This is a genomic window from Limnospira sp. PMC 1279.21 (assembly GCF_032349615.1).
GTDB lineage: Bacteria > Cyanobacteriota > Cyanobacteriia > Cyanobacteriales > Microcoleaceae > Limnospira > Limnospira fusiformis.
On sequence record NZ_JARPLU010000015.1, the window covers coordinates 29575 to 48877 of the forward strand.

Annotated in this window: 15 protein-coding genes; 6 read left to right on the plus strand and 9 right to left on the minus strand. The window is 46.5% G+C overall.

Annotated features, from left to right (window positions below; genetic code table 11):
• Window positions 1-29: 29 nt before the first annotated feature.
• The 8 genes from P5683_RS04195 to P5683_RS04230 form a co-directional block, all read right to left on the minus strand.
• Window positions 30-2339: a hypothetical protein gene (locus P5683_RS04195; RefSeq protein WP_006669021.1), complete on the minus strand. Its 2310-nt coding sequence runs from the start codon at window positions 2337-2339 to the stop codon at window positions 30-32.
• 50 nt (window positions 2340-2389) lie between these two features.
• Window positions 2390-3775, minus strand: a complete 1386-nt coding sequence (locus P5683_RS04200; RefSeq protein ID WP_315639214.1) for a cache domain-containing protein — start codon at window positions 3773-3775, stop codon at window positions 2390-2392.
• Between the two features lie 22 nt (window positions 3776-3797).
• On the minus strand, window positions 3798-5159 hold the full coding sequence (locus tag P5683_RS04205; protein WP_315639216.1) for a hypothetical protein: 1362 nt from the start codon (window positions 5157-5159) through the stop codon (window positions 3798-3800).
• Window positions 5156-6193: a phage tail protein gene (locus P5683_RS04210; RefSeq protein ID WP_315639218.1), complete on the minus strand. Its 1038-nt coding sequence runs from the start codon at window positions 6191-6193 to the stop codon at window positions 5156-5158. Before P5683_RS04210 ends, P5683_RS04205 begins: the two co-directional genes overlap by 4 nt.
• 15 nt (window positions 6194-6208) lie before the next feature.
• The gene (locus tag P5683_RS04215; RefSeq protein WP_006669024.1) at window positions 6209-8386 is read right to left on the minus strand and encodes a putative baseplate assembly protein; all 2178 of its coding nucleotides are present in this window, start codon (window positions 8384-8386) and stop codon (window positions 6209-6211) included.
• Window positions 8387-8392: 6 nt separating this feature from the next.
• Complete coding sequence (locus P5683_RS04220) at window positions 8393-8803, minus strand: GPW/gp25 family protein (protein ID WP_006626015.1); 411 nt, start codon at window positions 8801-8803, stop codon at window positions 8393-8395.
• A gap of 351 nt (window positions 8804-9154) precedes the next feature.
• A complete protein-coding gene (locus tag P5683_RS04225; protein ID WP_315639219.1) occupies window positions 9155-10099 on the minus strand; it encodes a ChaN family lipoprotein in 945 nt (314 codons plus the stop codon).
• A gap of 247 nt (window positions 10100-10346) precedes the next feature.
• Window positions 10347-10523, minus strand: a complete 177-nt coding sequence (locus P5683_RS04230; RefSeq protein ID WP_315639221.1) for a hypothetical protein — start codon at window positions 10521-10523, stop codon at window positions 10347-10349.
• 241 nt (window positions 10524-10764) lie between these two features.
• Between P5683_RS04230 and P5683_RS04235 the strand changes: the two genes are divergently transcribed.
• From P5683_RS04235 to P5683_RS04245, 3 genes are all read left to right on the plus strand, one after another.
• Window positions 10765-11928 carry a GuaB3 family IMP dehydrogenase-related protein gene (locus tag P5683_RS04235; protein ID WP_035760216.1) on the plus strand — a complete coding sequence of 388 codons (1164 nt, stop codon included), beginning with the start codon at window positions 10765-10767 and terminating at the stop codon, window positions 11926-11928.
• A 368-nt stretch (window positions 11929-12296) separates the two neighbouring features.
• On the plus strand, window positions 12297-12620 hold the full coding sequence (trxA, locus tag P5683_RS04240; RefSeq protein WP_006626020.1) for a thioredoxin: 324 nt from the start codon (window positions 12297-12299) through the stop codon (window positions 12618-12620).
• 368 nt (window positions 12621-12988) lie between these two features.
• Window positions 12989-14056 (plus strand): LOG family protein, encoded by a 1068-nt coding sequence (locus P5683_RS04245; RefSeq protein WP_006669025.1) that lies wholly within the window; start codon window positions 12989-12991, stop codon window positions 14054-14056.
• Between the two features lie 20 nt (window positions 14057-14076).
• Here P5683_RS04245 and rppA read toward each other — a convergent pair whose 3' ends face one another.
• On the minus strand, window positions 14077-14760 hold the full coding sequence (rppA, locus tag P5683_RS04250; protein WP_006626022.1) for a two-component system response regulator RppA: 684 nt from the start codon (window positions 14758-14760) through the stop codon (window positions 14077-14079).
• A gap of 256 nt (window positions 14761-15016) precedes the next feature.
• Here rppA and hisG point away from each other — a divergent pair, with 256 nt between their 5' ends.
• The 3 genes from hisG (at window position 15017) to P5683_RS04265 (ending at window position 18999) form a co-directional block, all read left to right on the plus strand.
• A complete protein-coding gene (gene hisG / locus P5683_RS04255) occupies window positions 15017-15661 on the plus strand; it encodes an ATP phosphoribosyltransferase (RefSeq protein ID WP_315639227.1) in 645 nt (214 codons plus the stop codon).
• Window positions 15662-16017: 356 nt separating this feature from the next.
• Window positions 16018-16980, plus strand: coding sequence for a hypothetical protein (locus tag P5683_RS04260; RefSeq protein ID WP_006669026.1), 963 nt, complete (start codon window positions 16018-16020; stop codon window positions 16978-16980).
• A 183-nt stretch (window positions 16981-17163) separates the two neighbouring features.
• Complete coding sequence (locus P5683_RS04265; protein ID WP_315639230.1) at window positions 17164-18999, plus strand: N-acetylmuramoyl-L-alanine amidase; 1836 nt, start codon at window positions 17164-17166, stop codon at window positions 18997-18999.
• The last annotated feature ends 304 nt before the right edge of the window (window positions 19000-19303 follow it).

Consider the following 19303-nt stretch of genomic DNA (forward strand, 5'->3'; position numbering starts at 1 on the left):
ATAGATAATTAATAGTTGTTCTACCTGTGCTAATTACAGAGAGTGGCAGGTTGTTGAATGCGGTGAAGGTTAACTTGGTGATCTCTACTTCCTGTGATCATGTGGAGGTAGGAGCCAATGGCAATCATATCTAGACTGTTTTTTGGGTAACGCGATCGCGCGATCGCCTCACCCGCGAGATGTTGGGTAGATCGCTCTCCAGAGCGCTGCAATGGCCACAGCATAACCTCTCCGTCATCTCCGGTACTGGCTAAATAGCAGCCATTAGCCGTCAAAGCTAGAGAACGGATGGGCTGGCCCCCGTGAGCTTGCCACTGATCTATAATTTGACAAGTGGCGGACTGGTTGGTTAAGCATTCTCTGAGATTCCAGAGACTGATGGAACCGCGATCGTCTGCTGTAGCCAGCAAAAAAGGTTGATCTGCTGCTGTAGCTAGAGAGGTGATGTATTCATCTTGTCCCCCTGCTGGGTAGGGAACAGTTCGCAACCCTTCATTACCGCCGGTGGTATCCCAAAGCACCAATTGGTTATAGCGACCAGCGATCGCCAGAGTTTCCTGTCGTGGCCCTACGGGGGCGATATCATAAATAGCGAAATCAAATTCCTGAATTAACTGAGGTTCCTCAACATTAGTGAGATTTACCGTGGGTCCCACATACCATTGCAAGATTAAACCGCTGCCGTGGGCGCTGAATAAATACTGGGAATTTTGACTATAAGCCAAAGCCATGACCCGATCATCCCGGCGATAGGACAGGGAGCGCCGGGGGCTGTCAGTGGAGCGGAGCAAGTCCCAAATCTGAATTTCGCCGTTTTCCAACCCCACAGCCACCTGATCATTATCCACAGGGCGATACAAACCTGTGCGCCCCGCTTTCCCCAAATTCCGCAACCAACCGTTATGTCGCAGTCTATTTCCCTGAACCCGCCACCCCCGCAGAGTCTGGTCATTGGAGGTGCTAATCGCCATATCCCCCAAACCGTTAAACCTAACCACATTGACGGGAGCAGTATGGTAGTTAAGCCGGAAAGCAGCATACAAAAACCACCAAATACCACCTAAAATCAGTAGTGCGATCGCCACCTGTAACCACCGGGGAATAATGGGTAACAGTCTCAACTCCAGAATTGGCAATGGTTGTGGATGCTCACTGTCGGAACCATAATCCTCTGAAGGTCTGGTCGTCGTCAATTCATCAATTCCCCCTACCCTAGGGGAAATTTTGGTTTCTAACCTTTGGAGTGGGTCGGTTAACTCCCCTGTAGGTCTGACCGCCAGAGAACCAGCCCCCACTTTGCCTTCCCAGCCTACTTCAATGGTCTGTGTTCGACCCAAACCCCACCAAGGTCGTTTGCTATAGGCGAGAAGTTCCACAGTTTGGATTTCTCCAGGCTCCAAACTTACCTGTTCGGGAATAATCGAAAACTCATTGATAATCGGATCTTGGGTCTGGGGATTGTTGATAATTTCTACGGTTCCCCCTTGGGGATAATTAGAATTATTGGTAAATTCCAATTGGTAAACTGCGGGATCTATACCCCACTGAGGTAGCCATGGCCGAAGTGCTGGTTGTCGTTGCTGTTTAGGAAAAGCGTCAAATTCTAAGGTTCCTGTGGGTAAAACCTCTATACTGCCAGTACAGGAGGCTTCTGTGGTTGTCCTCGCGCTCAACTGACTGAGGCTTGAACCGGCTCCTACGGGTGAATTATGGTTAGCTGAAACACACCTAATGGTAAAGGGATAGACTCCCGCTAGAGCTTGTAAAATTTCGGGAACTTTGCAGGTAAAGGAGTAATTCTGACTCTGCTGGGGGGGAAGGTTGAGGGGGGTTTGATTATCCAACAGCAACCATTCCCGCTTAGGGCTAATAACCGATAAAATTAGAGCGATCGCCTTTTGACTGTTATTGTGGATACCGACTAAAATTTCCACTTCGTTATTGGGCAGAGTCTGAATGTGGCTGGTGGGGAGTTCCACTCGAAAGGGACATTCTCCCAATCCCTGCATAACATTCAGCCTGAGAATGTGACGTTCTTCCTTCCCAAGTTCGAGGGAAAATACTTTCACTGTGAGATTAACTAACCCCACAAATCCGGGAATTGGCGATCGTAGCACTTTTACCTGAAACTTGGTTTGGTCCCCTGGTGGTTTTTTGCTACAGACTTCCGGTGTAACTTGATACCAAAGCCATTGGCGATCGGATTCGACTCCTGCGGCTGATATCTCTAGTTGAAAGCTACTCATGAATTGACTGTCATTGATCACCACCACATCAAATGTAGTACCCTCTCCAGAAGGGTCTAGGGTTAATTCCTTAGTAGAGATATCTGTGTTCATGATTCACGTTATCAGGTCGCTAGAAGAATTGATAATTGCTGGTCGTACTGCTACACGCGGTTTTGTCTAGCCTGTCTGGCTCGCTCCATCAATTCCTGAAAGCGCACAGTAGGATCAAGGTTTTGATGGCTCGCGCGTCGCCATTGTTCTTGCTGGCGATGCAATTCCACTAACTCCTCGCTCATGCTTTTCTCACGAGCCTGGACAATTGCTGCCATTTCCACAAAGGCTTGACCCAATTCGGCCATTTCATCAGAGCGCGAAATAGTAGATTCAAGCATTTCTGGGTCGAAGGAATTAGCTTTGATAGCTTTCGCTCCCGCGTGTAGATTATCGATGGGTTTGATAATCCACCAAGAGGCGATCCCCCCCAGTGTAATCGCTACCACCGTCACACCCAAGCCGATAATCATCGTAAACCGAAGGTTGTTATAAATCAGTTCCATAAAATCGGATTCGGGAATCACCACAACAATTAGCCAATCCAAACCCATACTTTCCATGGGAGTCACCTGTAGCAATTGGCGTTCACGATTCAATCGAAAGCGAGAGGAAATCGGTTGTTGAATTTGGTTCAGGCTTAACTCAGTATCGAGTAAGTGTTGGACTGTAGAGCGGATCACCGGTTCTTGACTTTCGAGGGCGAGTAATCGTCGTTGTTGACCATTTTCATTCAAAAAGGGTTGTTCGTCTGTAGAACTGGCTACTAAATTTCCGGCGCGATCCATAATAAATGCGATACCCTGGGGGCTGATTTCCAAACTTCTCAAAAAATTGCTGAGGTCTTTCAAGCCCAAGTCAATACCCACAACTCCCATAGTATCACCTCCAGGACTTTTAACTAGAATTGTTGAGGTCATTCCTAGTTCTAATGTGGAGCCAAAAATATAAATGGGACTCCAACTTATTTCACCGATTTCTAGAGATGATCTGTACCAAGGGCGCTGTCTAGCATCGTACTGGGCTTCTAAGGTTCTGATTTTTTCGGCACGAACTCCGGCTGAATCAAGCTGATAAACACTTCGACCGGCAGCTTCGGCGGCATTTCCAATAACCAATGCTTGGGTTCCATCAGGCTGCTTTTGAACACCGAGAAAATCCCCGGTTTCAGTTCCTAGATAAATGTAATATAACCCATCGATCGCATCAACCTGAGCATGAAAATAGCGGGTTAATAGTTCCCGATTATTGATATCAATTAAGTTATTTTCAATCGTGATCAGGTTTATGGTATTTACTATTTCTGGAACTTTCAGGTAGTTATCTATGTGTTTTTCAATGGAATTTATCGATTTTTGGCTCAATTCTGACATGAGACTATTGACAGCTTTTCTGCCACTATAAAAAGCTAAAACTCCTGTGGTAATGGTAGCCCAAAGCAAGGGTAATACTACTAATGCGGGAATGAAATGTCGGATAGAAATAATTTTTTTCATGGCTTTTCTTGGGGTTAAATTACTAGCTAATTGCATTTCTTTGAATGTTGGACAAATGATAATTTTCCGAGGCAAAATTAAGAATATTAATCCCTAATTCTTGGGCGCTGCGGATGGTTTCTCGGGATAATCCCTGATGACTATTTAACCCCCAACCCGAAGACAGACAGCCTATGGATATAATAATTTTGCCCCAATTTATCAGTCGGGTTGGCTCTCCATTAATTATTGGTAATTCATCAAATAAAAACGGATGGATTTTAATCGGGTCTTGAGCCGATATGGTTGCCATACTCGATATATTAATCCCCAGATATTGATGGGCTATATTTTGCAGAGGCTCTAAGGAGGATTCTAGGCGGTTTTGAAGTTCGGATTCACAGATAGTTAATTCTGAGGATAATTCCCTTCTGAATTCGGAAACTTGGGCAAATTGAATATCATTCAGAGCCTGTTTAAGTTCGCCGATCGCTGAATTAATATCAGCAATATTGACTTCGACCGATGAGGCTTCAATCAACAGTATGGTGCCTCGATCGCTGTAATATTTGAGATGATTGTATTCTGTTTCTCCCCAAGACAGCATCTGAGAATATCTCATATATAGCAAGCTATAGTCTCGCGGAATATCAGCCACCTGGGAAGTTAAGGTGATTTCTTCAACTGGTTCAGCATCCATAGTCATCGGTGCTAAAACTGAAAGCGATCGCAATAGATAAAATAGATTCTCCCCTACATAAAAATCTTCAGCAGTACCCTGTAAAACCCCTACCCGTATCCGAGTTTTTTGGGAGCGCGGTCGGACTCGCACCCGGTATCGTAAATCCAACTCATTTACATCAGGAGAAAAAACATCTGTGGCGGGTCTAATTTCGGTGAAATTAGCAGAAATAGCGATCCGACACAGTTCGATTTCCTGGGCTGAGGGGGGGGTATTTTTTTCATCTATCCTAAAACTTTCTGGCACCAATACTTGCTCTGACGCACGGTAGAGGGTTTCCGGATCCACATAGCGGAGAACTAAATAAACAGTAATTGGTTCTGTCCGACACTCGGAGCTAATCCGAAACTCGATAGGGCGATCGACAATAATCGGATTTCCGGTCAAATCGATGGCAATTCCCGGTTGAATTTGCACCCAGCGATTATCTCGATATTGGGCAGATATACTCTCTGGAGCATCGATTACACACACCCCTAACCCCCTAACTATCCCCGGTTGGTAAAGAGATTGATAATGGAGATTTTGTCGCGCTCGGTGGTATTCGTGCGATTGTCGCCAACGCTGGGCATTTAACAGCAATCCATCGTCAACTATCAAACGTTGGAGGGGATAAATTTCTGGAGCCGGGTAATCAGAGGAATTTCTCTCAGTGATGATCATATATTATTGTCCGAATCTATTTTTAGGTCATAAGTGCAGAAGGCTGGTGTCTGTGCTTCAATAACAGTGCGAACCAATTTCTCGTCAATAGTATCAGGATCGCACAGCAGGCGGACCTGAAAGTGAAAAGGTTTGCCACCGCCTAAAATGGTATCTATACCCAGATAGGAGCTGCCCATGACCGCCCCCTGGGTAAAGTTTTCCAGAATTGAAATGTGTTTGGACTCTTCCGGCAAATCTTCATCAAGAGGTAAACCAGTTACGAGGTGTAGGTAAAACCGCAGCCCCCGCCTAGTTCCCGAAGCCCGATAAATCTCTAAAGCGTGGCGAATTAAACGGCGTTGCTGTTGGAGACTCAGAGTTGGGATGTTCTGCCAACCAACCCAGTGGGCTAAAAATGGCAACATACTTTCAGGGGCGGTGAGGGGATCTAGGTAGGCCCAGAGATGGCTGAATATTTGCAAATCTGGGTCGAGAGTGGTTTCAATAATTTTCAGGAATCGACCGACCAAATCGATTTCCCGATAAATTTGCGGTAGTAGGTTGATATATGGCGATCGCGGTCGCACAAATAGGTCAAACTCGATAAATTCCAAAAGTGGCTCATTGGTGTCCGACTGGTTATTAACATAACTGCCATAAACATTAAAGCGACCAGAATAGTTGAGTTGCAGTCCCTCGGTATTCATAGAAAGCTCCTCTGTCTCGAAAAAATTGCGATCGACTCCAAAAGAGAGAACTACTGACCGCCGTTCTCCGGGTGACAGCACGGCTTCGGGAAATTCACTCCTACCCCAGTGGTGGGGAAAATTCCCCGACAAGCTACAGGTGAGATGTAATGGCTGGGTATCTAAGTTTTCCAGGTCAATGACGATTTGGCTGGTTTCTCCAGGAATGAGTTGGAGCGCGGGACTTGCTGGTTCCAGTTGAGAGAAAGTACCATTAAATTCAGATAACTGAGCGGGTTCTGTTTCGGGAAAGTCGATCGAGACAATATCTAATAGGACAGATTGTTGATCAGGAACTAGGGCCATAATTCAGATAGCATCTTAATAGATAATATTGATAATGTGACTCCAACCCCCTGCCACATCAGACCAGGAACAGATAGTGCCGTTAGAACCAGGGTCAATGATGGCTGTAGGTTGTCCCCGCACCCACCGCCCGCCCTGACGGCGGATCGGAAAGAGTTGCACAGCCCCCAAGCTGATCACAGTAGGAAATTGCTGTAGTAGGGCGATGATATCGGCTGTATACAGGGGCTGACCGAATGGCCAACCTTGGGATTGAGCGCCGCCAATGATGGGGTTAAGGAACCGATACAGAGCTATTTGCAATTGCGATCGCATCTCTTCCCGGGCGTTGGGGTTGTTGTATTGCGCTCCGATAGTGATTTCGGCGGCGACGACGACTCCCACATACTCTGGTTCGCGACATTTTACTTGTATCCCCAGCAGGCGACGTTCATCAAGGTAGCTGAGAACCTGGCGATTGAGTTCGGAACTGATGGCTAATTCATCGGGAGAAATGCCGACTCCTTGTTCGATACCTAGCAAACTGGTGCGGGGTATCAACAGCAATTCAACGGTTCCCGCTTCCCCAGGACTTGCCCTGAGACAGCGAGAGCGGGCGATCGCTCCTTGTCCTGCTACTATTGCTAGGGTTTCAAAGTCTTCGGGGGTGACAGCGCGATCGCGGGTTCGCAACATTTGGGGGACGCGAATGGCGGCCATCTCCAAGGATTCGGCATCGGAACCAGATCGGGCTGGAATATGGTTGACCACAGCCCCGACGTAGGGTACAGCAGTTTTCATCACGGTGATGGTTCCGGGTTGGACGTTCCCCTTGACTCCTCCTCCGGTACGATAGCGAACCATTTGCACAGCGGCTCCGGCTGGGGGTATAGCACCATACTGTCGCTTTTGATGGTCGGCGGGTAAAACTGCCCTAGAGTTGCCTGTGGTTTGCCACAGAGCGCGATACTCGGTTTCTCGCACTAGTTGAGTCGGTTCGCTCACCTGGGGTCCAAATTGTACTATTCCGGTTAGGGAGTCGATCACATAGTGGCGATCGTCCGGTCGGGAATTGGAAAAGTCCGGGACTTCTTCCCAAGTTTGAGGTAGTTCTCCGGTCGGGGTAACAGTTAGGTATTCTCCGGGGAGGCGAGCCAGCACCGGGGTGCGTTGGAGTCGGTATGCTAGGCCTGGAGTCCCGTCGCTCACTCCTAGTAATTCGTCGCTGATTACTTGACACTGGGTGGCTATGGTGCTTCCTCCGACCGCACGGGAACTGATGCCGACAATGCGGGGGGATGCACTATAAGGGGATTCGTCAGGGGTGGGTTCTGTGTAGACGCAGCGCAGCCAGCGACCTTGATAGGCGGTGAACTGGGCGACGGGAAATTCTACGGGTAAATGCAAAATAATATCTGATCCGCCTTGGGGGTTTCGACCCTGTTTGACTACATCTTGAAAACTGAAGCCTTGGCTTTCGTCGTCTGCTTCTGTCAGTAGGACTGATTGCCAGTATCTCCCATTCCAGGCTTCCCAACGACGAGGGGGATGGTCGGGGTTTATCCCTGTGGGTGTGGCTGCTTGGCCTCTGACTGAGAGAGCGATGACGTTGCCTTCAATGGTACTGTCAGGGTGAAAGACTAGGTAAAAACATTGCCCTGGTTCGGGGCGATCGCTAAACAACGACAGTTCTGGGCCAGACCATGTGCCATCTTCTGTCCTCGTCCACCAGTTCGTTAACCGATCGCGCAACATTTTTGGGGTCTCTTCTGGGGTTTCAGCGTGCAGAATGTGTCCGATCAGGGGTCTGCCAATAACTAACGGGCGAGCCGTACTAAATACGATTGATTCCGCATCAGGTAGCCTAGTGGTCGCTATTTCGATGCCTTCGGGGATGGTATAGGCTTCGGGAAGATCTGATACCAGATAAAAGGTGATTTCCGTTTGGGCGGGGTTGGGAGGCTGTAGGCGAATTCCTAGCAGTTCTAAAAATAGGACGTAGTTTCGCCTGGGAAGCTGGTTGAAGCGACTCAGCATCTGGTCCATCAACCATGCAAACAGTTCCAGCAAGGTTATCCCTGGATCGCTGGGGTTGTAGTTACTCCACTCGGGACAATAGCGAGGGATTCTTAACAAGCATTCTTGCAGCAGATCCTCATAGGTCCGATCATCTAGGCTGGCTTTGGGAAGGTTGGGTAAAAAGTTGAATACCATGGCAGCTTATTCCGGCTCTTTTTGCAGATAGAAAGGATAGACTAGGCTCCTCTTATCTTCACTGGGTTTGAGACTATAGTTAATCACTAAATCTACTCTCCCACCATCGGGGTCGGGAATCGCTTCTACGTCTCTCAGCATGATGCGCGGTTCCCACTGTTCTAAGGCTTCTTGCACGAAGATTCGCATTAACATCAGGGTTTCCGAGTTGATTGGTGCAAAGCTGAGTTCCCACAAACGACAGCCGAACTCTGGCCGGTTGACTCGCTCCCCAATATTGGTCATCAAAATTAGTAAGATCGACTCTCGGACGTTGCGATCGCCTGCACTCAAAGCCCAATTGCCTTGCTGATTTACGAACAGTGGAAAAGCCAATCCTTGACCTATATGCGCCGGGAAACGGGGTTGATTAATCATCTGAATTGTCTCAAATTCCTGGGGTCAATGTTTTCGGGGTTAATAGTTTTTAAAAGTAGAGTATATTCAAGTGGCTTTCAATCGCCTATTAAGTTATGATAATCCTAAAATACGGCAATTGATGAATCGTCAAATTTCCTGGTTTTAACCACCAGGCAGTTTGATAACTGATTCCTGCTTCTTTTCTGGGTTCTGACAGTTCCCGCGTCCGTATGTTATCAGATATGACTATATCTGAACTATATCCTTATTGAAACTTTACAACACCACAGCATAGAGGCTTATAGTCCCAGGGGCTACAAATTTTGAGCCTGTACAGCCTTAAATTCCCCCCAGGTCCACTTGAACGCCTCAGCTATAATATCGCTGGGTGGTTTTGGTTTGTGGTGTATCGTGTTTCCAGATGAAATCAGCTATATTTGTGGGTAGACTGTCTTGGTGGGGAGATTGAAATAAAACCGATCGCTGAACGATATTGGCATCAGCTAATCGTCTTTCCACGCGGGAGGGGATGCCATAGTTGTAGACTACATGACCCTTTCCGACAATAACTACCACGGTAAAGTCTGGGTTAGCTTGGACAAAATTGGCGATCGCATCAGCCATCGTTTCATCCCAAAGAACTTGGGCTTCCACAAAGCGATCGAACCCGCCCTCACTGCCTTGATGTTGGTGTTGCCTATAGACATTGTAGAGCATTTGCCGATAGTTTTCATTATCCGTCTTGATTTCCTCAATGGGGGGAATGTAGCGTTTGTGTTCAGTTTGTAGGCTGGCTAACCCCCCCGCCGCCACTTGTCGCGTCACCTCCGTGGGGGTATTAATGGCTAAAACCGGAAGTTGATTCTCCCGCGCAAATCTAACAATGGGGGCGTAATATTTCCAGGGAAAACCCCAACGTTGCAGATATTCCGTGTCCCGGACCAGTTGGGTTTCTGAGATCTCCCCCGCTAAATATTGATCTATCACTGACTGATAGGGACGCTGGAACATTTCCATGGCGATCGCTATTTGGGGATTGTGCTGATGCAATATTTGCAAAATCTCGAATTGGGCTTGATGGTCCAGGGTGTTGTCGTGGGTTTCCCCCAGATAGATGATGTTAGCCGTTTTGAGAGATTCTAAAATCTTTTGGCGATCGGATGAACTGACAGAAGCCGCGCGCGGAAACTCAGCTAAAGCCGGGGACGATGGATACATAGCTGATAGTAGGGGACACAGCAAAAACAGCCCCAGGGAACAGGTGCAGAATCGAGTAATCAGTTGGACTTTCAGGATATTATGCTTTTTAGACATTATGATGATGTGATAAGTGCATATTAAAAATTTTTCTGTAGCCTAGGCTACAAAATCCCCATCACTAAAGACTTAGGCTGAGTTTATGGTATTTAATAAATAGTTTACCAATACATTTTCGTCATTTCGATAATCTTGACATAAGTATAACTCCCCATTTTCAACTGATAAGTTGCGGTTTGGGGAGTCAGTTTGTCTTCACATATAAACAGAATAAATTTTAATCAAAATACCCTGTTATCAATGGCTACCTTTTTTGGTGATATCTACCATTTGTCTGAATATCACTAATGGGGTGATTAGCGCGCAATGCAGCCATAAGCTGAGGTTTGACGGCTTTCACCCACTGGTCAAAGTCAAAATTTTGATCATGGTTAGAATTAGGGAGAGTCGTGTGGTTGCGGTCAGTGCGGGTGGTACTCATAGGGATCGCTTATCAAGAGAAAAGATTGACTTATCATTAGCCTAGCGATATATCCCCAAATATTCAACACTAAATGCAAAACTTAACCCAAAATTAATCTGTGAAGAGTGGTAAGGATGGGTTGTAGCCGGGGGGACTAGGAGGAGTGAGCCGGGGTCAGGTGAGATTTCCTGGTTGATATGCGCCACCAATTTTGATAATTTGATAGGCTAACTAAATAGTGTTAGGAACCTGTAAAGAAGTGGATATTGTAATTGGGCGTGGCAAAAAGGCTCGTCGAGCATACGGAATTGATGAAATTGCCCTAGTTCCTGGCCATCGAACCCTTGATCCAAGTTTAGCGGATACCAGTTGGACTATTGGCAATATTAACCGAGAAATTCCGATTATTGCTAGTGCCATGGATAGCGTGGTAGACGTGAATATGGCGGTGAAACTGAGCCAAATCGGTGCGTTGGGGGTTCTGAACTTAGAGGGTATCCAGACCCGTTATGAAGATCCCAACCCGATTTTAGATCGGATTGCCTCGGTGGGAAAAACGGAGTTTGTGACCTTGATGCAAGAACTCTATGCTGAACCGATTAAGCCGGAACTGATTAAAAAACGGATTGCCGAAATTAAGGCTCAGGGCGGTATTGCGGCGGTTAGTGCTACTCCAGCCGGAGCCAGTAAATATGGCGGTACTGTTGCTGAAGCGGGAGCAGACTTATTTTTTGTACAAGCTACGGTGGTTTCAACGGCTTTTCTGTCCCCGGAATCGGTGACTCCCTTAGATTTGGCTCAGTTTTGTGCAAATATGCCTATCCCGGTGATTTTAGGTAACTGTGTCACATTAGAGGTGGCGCTCAACCTAATGAAAGCCGGAGCGGCGGGAATATTGGTAGGTATTGGACCGGGTGCGGCTTGTACTTCTCGTGGTGTGTTAGGGGTGGGAGTTCCCCAGGCGACGGCGGTGGCTGATTGTGCTGCGGCTCGTGATGATTTTTATCAGGAAACTGGGCGTTATGTTTCTGTGATTGCTGATGGAGGATTAATTACTGGGGGCGATATCTGTAAGTGTATTGCTTGCGGTGCTGATGGTGTGATGATTGGCTCTCCCTTTGCTCGTGCTGAAGAATCTCCAGGACGGGGATTTCACTGGGGTATGGCTACTCCTAGTCCTGTGCTTCCCAGGGGAACACGGATTCAGGTGGGTTCTACGGGAACATTAGAGCAAATTCTCCGGGGTCCGGCTCAGTTGGATGATGGGACACACAACCTGCTGGGAGCTTTAAAAACGAGTATGGGAACTTTGGGAGCGAAGACTATCAAAGAAATGCAGCAGGTAGAGGTGGTGATTGCTCCCTCGCTGTTGACTGAGGGTAAGGTCTATCAAAAGGCACAACAATTGGGAATGGGTAAGTAGCAATTATTGGGCTTTCTGTACCCGACTGGCTGATTTTTCCGGGGGGTGGTCTGATTAAGTATCGTAAAATTTAGTGTTACCCACTGGAATTATTTGGGAAAAAGTGCCACAATAGAAGTGGCGGAGACAAATGTTTCCGTTCACTCCTCACACCACACTCCGCCTGGACCTACGGTTCGGGCGGTTTCTTAATTGGGTAATCGTTTAGGTTAGCCAAAATTTTTGGCGATCGCCTGATATGATTAACTTCGATATGCTGTAGTCTTTTGTACAGCCTGGTATCAGAACCATCGGGACAAAATTGCTAATTCTGCCCCAGTTGGTTTGGTGGTAGAATGATTTACGATTTAGATTAAGGATTGGAAGGAATGTCAACAGCCGTAGAAGTTACTGATAGCACCTTTGAGCAGGATGTACTGGAAAGCGAACTTCCGGTGCTGGTGGATTTCTGGGCTCCCTGGTGTGGCCCGTGTCGCATGGTCGCCCCTGTAGTTGAGGAAATTGCAGAGCAGTACGATGGACAGATTAAAGTTGTTAAGCTCAATACCGATGAAAATCCCCAGGTAGCAAGCCAATATGGAATTCGCAGTATTCCCACATTAATGATCTTTAAAGGCGGCCAGAAGGTCGATATGGTGGTGGGAGCGGTTCCTAAAAGTACCCTTGCTAATACATTAGAAAAGTACCTTTAAACCATGGGCTAGACCCGAAACTTGAGATTAAGGGCTTTATATGTGATAGGCTCCCAAAGAATCAGGTTTGAGCGGGATTAAAGGTTCTCCAACCTATCTCGACCCCTAATTAATGCGCGTAAGGTGTTACGGAAATTTCCCGCCATGAGGCAAACTATCCCTATCCTACCTGCACCATTAGTCAAGGCGGCGGGAGTGTCAATAAATAAAAAGCCTGTCTGTCAGGTCCAAGGTGGAGAGTCGGCAAGCGGGTTGTCCCGCCTGCCCCTTTTCCTGGAATTTTCAGCTATGATTGGTGGAATTTTGTAGATAGATAGCCCGGTCAAACTGCGAATATAGGGCGAATTGTTGTCAGTTGTTCTGATTTTATGAATGCTTCTGGAAATGGAGATACGCTGGCATCTCTCAAGAGAGAGATTAACGAACTCATTGATGAGCTACCGGAATTAAAGCACGAAAAATGGATTTTGCGATCGCTTTCTAGCCTGGTGCGTATAGCACAATCGGAGATTGAGTCCTTGGACTGGAAAATTCTCTCGGCTGCTGTGTTGGATATGGAACAGGGATTTGAGATTTTTTATCCTTATCGCCATGTTCGCAAAATCTGCATTTTTGGTTCGGCGAGAACTTCACCAAAAGCCCCAGAATATGATATGGCGGTAGAGTTAGCGCGTTCGATGACTCAGCAGGGATTTATGGTGCTAACAGGCGCTGGCGGCGGAATTATGGAAGCGGCTAATTTGGGCGCGGGTGCAGAGCGATCGTTTGGTTTAAATATCAAACTCCCCTTTGAGCAGTTTTCTAATCCCTACATTGAGGGAGATCCTAAGCTGATTAAGTTTAAGTATTTTTTCACCCGCAAATTGTTTTTTCTGCGCGAAAGTGACGCTTTGGCTATGTTTCCGGGTGGTTTTGGCACTTTGGACGAAACTTTTGAGGGTTTGACTTTGGCTCAAACGGGAAAGTTTGGCCCGGCTCCGGTGATTTTGATTGACCATCCGGGGGGAGATTATTGGTATGATTGGCAAGAATTTGTCAGAAAACAGCTTTTGCGACGGGGTTTGATTTCCCAGGATGACCCTAGTATCTACACGATTACAGATAGTTTGGCTGTAGCAGAGGCGGCGATCGCTGATTTTTACCAGGTGTATCACTCTAGTCGCTATGTGGGGGATTTATTTGTGATGCGCCTAAATTGTGAACTGAGTGATGAACAGGTAGAATATCTTAATCAAGATTTTCAGGATATTCTCTCGCGGGGACGCATAGAAAAAAGCCCCGCCCTTCCCAAGGAATTAGGAGATGAAACGGAACATCTACCCCGCTTAGTTTTTTATTTTAATCAACGGGACGTGGGGCGTTTATATCTTATGATTGCTGCTATCAATAAGATGGGGCAAAATTTACCAGGTGCATCTCATCCTGAACAGAAGTAGTCAGGGGAGGCCAAGAAAAACTAATTCCCAAATCGATATCCTTTTCCATAGACAGTGTGGACGAGGGGGACTTCGTTGGGTAGTTCGATTTTGCGCCGCAGGAGGCGAATTTGAGCAGCTAGGACGTTGCTGCTGGGTTTTTTATCTGTTTCTCCCCATAGGTGTTGGTGAATTTCGGTGTGGGTGAGGAGTTGTCCGGGGTGGCGCATGAGATACTCTAGTAATTGGCTTTCCTTTTCTGATAATTCGATCGCTCTTTGTCCACGATAGGCTAATTGAGTTTCACAATCGAATTGCAGATCACCGAATTCTAGGCGGTTAGAGGTGACTGCGACATCTAAAATAGGAGGGCGACGCAATAGCGCCCTGACTCTGGCTAGTAGTTCCCGCAGTTCAAAGGGTTTAACTAAATAGTCGTCTGCGCCTGCGTCTAGTCCTTTTACCCGGTCGTCTAGGGTATCTTTGGCGGTGAGAAATAGTATGGGGGTGCGGTTTTGCTGCGATCGCAATTGGGCGCAAATTTCTAATCCTGATTGATGGGGTAACATCCAATCAAGAATCAATAGGTCATAGTGATGGTTTTGGGCGAGGGTCCCGGCTTGTATACCTTCATAAGCCTTATCGACTGTATAACCTTCTCGACTGAGGGCGCGACTGAGGGAATTGGTTAATTCCACTTCATCATCTACAAGTAGAATCCGCATGAATATTAAGCTAAATTTGTTGACATATTGACGTACTCACGGCGCTAAAGCAGCGGTGATTCTGGGCGACTCATAGCAACTCGCCTCATGGTTTCGGGTCTAGGTCTCCCTGTCAACCCCAAAACAGTACATGGGGAAGGAAGAGGAAAAGGGTCTTTGAGGGCGAGGCTGCAACGGAAAGATTTAATAAGATTGTATCAATATTGTTCCAGTAAGGTTAAGCTAACTCATGGTTAAATAAATTTCCGAAGTTATTATGATTACTGTTGCACTTCCTAAAGGCGCTTTACTGAAAGATAGTATTGATTTGTTCAAAGCGGTTGGACTGGATTTTAGCGCTTTTCTGGATTCGGCTAATCGCCAATTACAGATTGAAGATCCGACAAAAACGGCTAAGGCTTTGCTGGTACGAGCCCAGGATGTGCCTGTTTATGTAGAATATGGTCAGGCGCAATTGGGGATTGTGGGCTATGATGTTCTGCGGGAAAAAGGTTCTCAGGTGGCTTCTGTGGTTGATCTCCAATTCGGAGGATGTCGGATGTCGGTAGCTGTGAAAAAATCTAGCCCCTATAGTCGTCCGGTCCAACTCCCCCCCCATAGCCGAGTTGCTTCTAAGTTTGTTCACTGTGCGAGTGAATATTTTGAGAGCATTGATTTACCTGTGGAGATTATACCACTTTATGGGTCGGTTGAATTAGGGCCGATTACGGGAATGTCTGAGGCGATCGTGGATTTGGTGTCAACGGGTCGCACGCTACAGGAAAATGGCTTAGTGGAAATTGAGGTGTTGTTTCAAAGTACGGCTCAACTGATTGCTCATCCCCTCAGCTATCGGTTAAATTCTGATGGTTTAAATGAGTTGATTGCACAAGTGCGATCGCAGATTTTGGTAGCTGTCTAATCACTGAGCATTACTCACAGTTTACTCACAGTTTACTCACAGTGCGATCGCATACGTGGGGATGGTTTACGAGGTTGAGTGAATCGTGATTAGTTGTTGAGAAACCCTGACTAACTACCTGGGAGTAACAATAGTGCATTTCCCCCAGGGACTACGGGAGTGCATAGTCAGGGAAAACCATAACCACTGGCGGGTCAGGTTAGTTAAGAAAAACTTAATCTTCACCTGATCAAAAATATGGTATAAATGATTGTATAAGCCATAGTTTATGGAATCCCTAAAACTACCAACTCCCCACAGGTGTCGGTATTATGGCTATTATTCGGTGCAATATTTATCATGAGGAGTCGTAAAAAATGACTAATGCTCAAGTTGTCCGAGAACAATTAAGCGCCACCGATCCGGCTAGTCCCTCTCTGCGTAATCCAGCCTTACTGACCCGCTACGATGATTATATTATTCAGCCTACCTTTCCCAATGCGAATGTTTCGATCGCTGTAGACGCATTTAATACAATGCAATATGACCCAATTGTGAAAGTTTTTCAACTTGGGCCTAATGATACTGCTCCTTTCCCTGGTCAAAGTCCGATCGCAGCCAATGACGATCGCGCCTTGGGAAACCGAAACGCCACTATTGCGCCAGGTCAGATTGAATTTGGCACAGGTTTAGGGGCACCGAGTACCCTGAGAGCCGATGGGGTTTCCCGGTATTTAGTGCGGGTAACAAGTTATGATCCTCTGCCGGATACTAGCACATTTCCCCCGACTGGAGAACTACCCCAAGACTATCAATTAGCGGTTAGTGTTGATTTAGGAAGTTTAAACCCTCCAGATATTGCTAATGGGGGAATTTTAGGACCTAATGAGTTTGCTGGCCCCGATGTCGATCCTTTGACAGGTGTAGCTAGATTCTGGGATGCTGAGGCGGGTTCCCATATTTTTACGGCTGATCAAATGGAAAAAAACACCTTAGCCAGCAATCCACAAAGATTTGTGAATGAGGGGTTTGAATTTGTATCAGAGGGAGATACAGTCCTACAACGCTTTAGAAACTCCCAGGGTGGTTTTTTCTATGCCAGCAATCCCGGGGAAATTAGTTTTGTGCAAACTCTGGAAGAATGGGTCCCGGATGATCCCGGAACTTCGATTCGGGTTTTTTCGTCTCCCGTGCCTGGTGCATTACCCGTATTCAGAGCTTTTAATCTGGATACTAATGGTCATTTCTATACGATTGATCCAAGTCAAGCAGCCTTTGCTAATGATTTACCCAATTTCATCGGTCAAGGGGTTTCATTCTATGCGCGACCGATTGCGTAAATGGGGAATGGGGTTCTGCGGAATTAACTATTAACTAAACAGTGGTCATCTTAACTCCCTGCTGCTAGAATTTGGGATAGCAGTAGGGATTTGCTATGAACAGGGGGGTTAATCAGCCCCGGAAAGGGCGATCGCCTTTTGACAAAATCCATAGCAGTGACACCATTAGAATAATTAGCACTGATGAAAAAAATTATATTAGGATTAATAGTCTTTGCTTTAGTGATGATCACTCCAGCATTAGCAGAACAGCCTTTATTTGTAGCGTATCCTCCTAACCAACATAGGACTATATCCGATCGCATTTTTCTAATTGGCACCGCCGCCCCCCATGGTGAGGTATTAATCAATGGTCAAGTTATCGATCGCAGTCAAGGGGGACATTTCGCCCCCACTTTTCCTCTGGAATTAGGGGAAAATGAATTTATCCTCCGCCACGGTGATCAGGAAATTCGCCGCACTATTACCCGCCTTTCTAATCAACCACCTATCCCCGATGGAATAGCGTTTGTGCCGGAATCCTTGACCCCTTCTAGCCCCATTTCCCGACTGCCAGGGGAAATTCTTTGTTTTAGTGCGATCGCACCTCCTAACGCCGAAGTTTCCGTGAATATTGGGGGGGAAACTATCCCGCTATTTAAGCAAACTGAAAGTCGGCAACTTCCTGATAATAAGGCGGTTTTGACTGGCACCAACGAACCTATAAATATAGGGGGAAAGTTCGGGGGATGCGCCACTATTTCCCCAGATACTGATTTTGCTAATAATCGGAAGGCGATCGATTTAGGTCAACCCCGATATCAACTTATTCTCAATGGTGAAACCGTCACGCAAACAGCCACCGGAACCGTGTCTATTTTGTCTCCGACTCAATTTGAAATCGCCGAAGTAATTGTCGATGCAGGGGTCGCCAGAACCGGACCTAGCACTACTTATTCCCGTCTAACTCCGCTTCCCAAAGGAACCCGGTCGCGCATTACTGGTAGGGATGGAGATTATTTACGTCTGGACTATGGCGGATGGATAAAAGCGGATGAAACCCGGATTTTCTCCGGTTCTATTCCTCCTAATTCCATGATTCGCAGCGCTAGTGCGCGCCGAGATGGACAATGGACTAAGGTTTATTTTCCTTTACAAGTTCCGGTTCCGATTAGTATTAAACAGGGCGATCGAACTTTAACTATTACTCTGCATAATACAACTGCCCAAACTGATACTATCCGCTTTGATGATAACCCATTAATTGAACGGATGGACTGGCAACCTGTTCTCTCACCCATGGGAGAAACTCAAGCAGCGGTTGAATATACTTTCCATTTTAGAACTTCTCAGCAGTGGGGATATGAAGTTAATTATGCTGGCACAACTTTGGTTTTATCCCTTAAACATCCCCCCGAATTGGGTGCGTTAGATGATCAGAGTTTTCTGGCATCTATTCGCCGGGGAAGACCTCTAACCGGGGTGAAAATTTTACTAGACCCCGGACATGGTAGTGATGAGGATTTAGGCGCGAGAGGACCGACAGGATACCCGGAAAAAGATGTCGCTTTGATCATGTCTTCTCTGTTGCAAAGTGAGTTAATTAAACGGGGTGCAACGGTGTTTATGACCCGCGAGGGTGATGATGATTTATGGCCTCATGAACGGGTGGAAATGATTAATCAACAAAAGCCGGATCTGGCTTTTTCGATTCATTATAATGCCTTACCGGATAATGGAGATGCCATCAATACCAAGGGAGTTGGGATGTTTTGGTTTCATCCCCAAGCCCACAATTTAGCGGTTTTTCTGCATAATTATTTGGTGGAAAAATTGGATCGACCTTCCTATGGTGTCTTTTGGAATAATCTCGCCCTAACTCGTCCTTCTGTTACCCCTTCGGTATTATTGGAATTAGGGTTTATGATTAATCCCGAAGAGTTTGAATGGATTATTAACCCGGTTGAACAGCGGAAATTAGCGACTACTTTGGCTGATGCTATTGTGGAATGGGTACACTCTAGGGTAACAGATTCTTAATAATCGAAAACGCAAATAATTAATAATTAATAATTAATAATTAATAATTGTTAATTGTCGGGGCGGGTTCTGCCAGTTTATCGTTTGCCTAGGAGAGGATTAATAAACCCGCCCTCACCCGGTGATTAATTAATAATTGATAATTGTCGGGGGGTTCTGCTAGTTTATCGTTTCCCAACCGGAGGATTAATCAACTCGCCCTCACCCGGTGATTAATTAATAATTGATAATTGTCGGGGGGTTCTGCTAGTTTATCGCCTCCCAACCGGAGGATTAATAAACCCGCCCCCAGCCAGTGATTAAG

Coding starts and splice junctions, on each gene's coding strand:
- hisG (WP_315639227.1), top strand. CDS start 15,017: ATGATTACTGTTGCACTTCCTAAAGGCGCTTTACTGAAAGATAGTATT.
- P5683_RS04200 (WP_315639214.1), bottom strand. CDS start 3,775: ATGAAAAAAATTATTTCTATCCGACATTTCATTCCCGCATTAGTAGTA.
- P5683_RS04215 (WP_006669024.1), bottom strand. CDS start 8,386: ATGGTATTCAACTTTTTACCCAACCTTCCCAAAGCCAGCCTAGATGAT.
- P5683_RS04220 (WP_006626015.1), bottom strand. CDS start 8,803: ATGATTAATCAACCCCGTTTCCCGGCGCATATAGGTCAAGGATTGGCT.
- P5683_RS04225 (WP_315639219.1), bottom strand. CDS start 10,099: ATGTCTAAAAAGCATAATATCCTGAAAGTCCAACTGATTACTCGATTC.
- rppA (WP_006626022.1), bottom strand. CDS start 14,760: ATGCGGATTCTACTTGTAGATGATGAAGTGGAATTAACCAATTCCCTC.
- trxA (WP_006626020.1), top strand. CDS start 12,297: ATGTCAACAGCCGTAGAAGTTACTGATAGCACCTTTGAGCAGGATGTA.
- P5683_RS04230 (WP_315639221.1), bottom strand. CDS start 10,523: ATGAGTACCACCCGCACTGACCGCAACCACACGACTCTCCCTAATTCT.
- P5683_RS04245 (WP_006669025.1), top strand. CDS start 12,989: ATGAATGCTTCTGGAAATGGAGATACGCTGGCATCTCTCAAGAGAGAG.
- P5683_RS04210 (WP_315639218.1), bottom strand. CDS start 6,193: ATGGCCCTAGTTCCTGATCAACAATCTGTCCTATTAGATATTGTCTCG.
- P5683_RS04205 (WP_315639216.1), bottom strand. CDS start 5,159: ATGATCATCACTGAGAGAAATTCCTCTGATTACCCGGCTCCAGAAATT.
- P5683_RS04260 (WP_006669026.1), top strand. CDS start 16,018: ATGACTAATGCTCAAGTTGTCCGAGAACAATTAAGCGCCACCGATCCG.
- P5683_RS04265 (WP_315639230.1), top strand. CDS start 17,164: ATGAAAAAAATTATATTAGGATTAATAGTCTTTGCTTTAGTGATGATC.
- P5683_RS04195 (WP_006669021.1), bottom strand. CDS start 2,339: ATGAACACAGATATCTCTACTAAGGAATTAACCCTAGACCCTTCTGGA.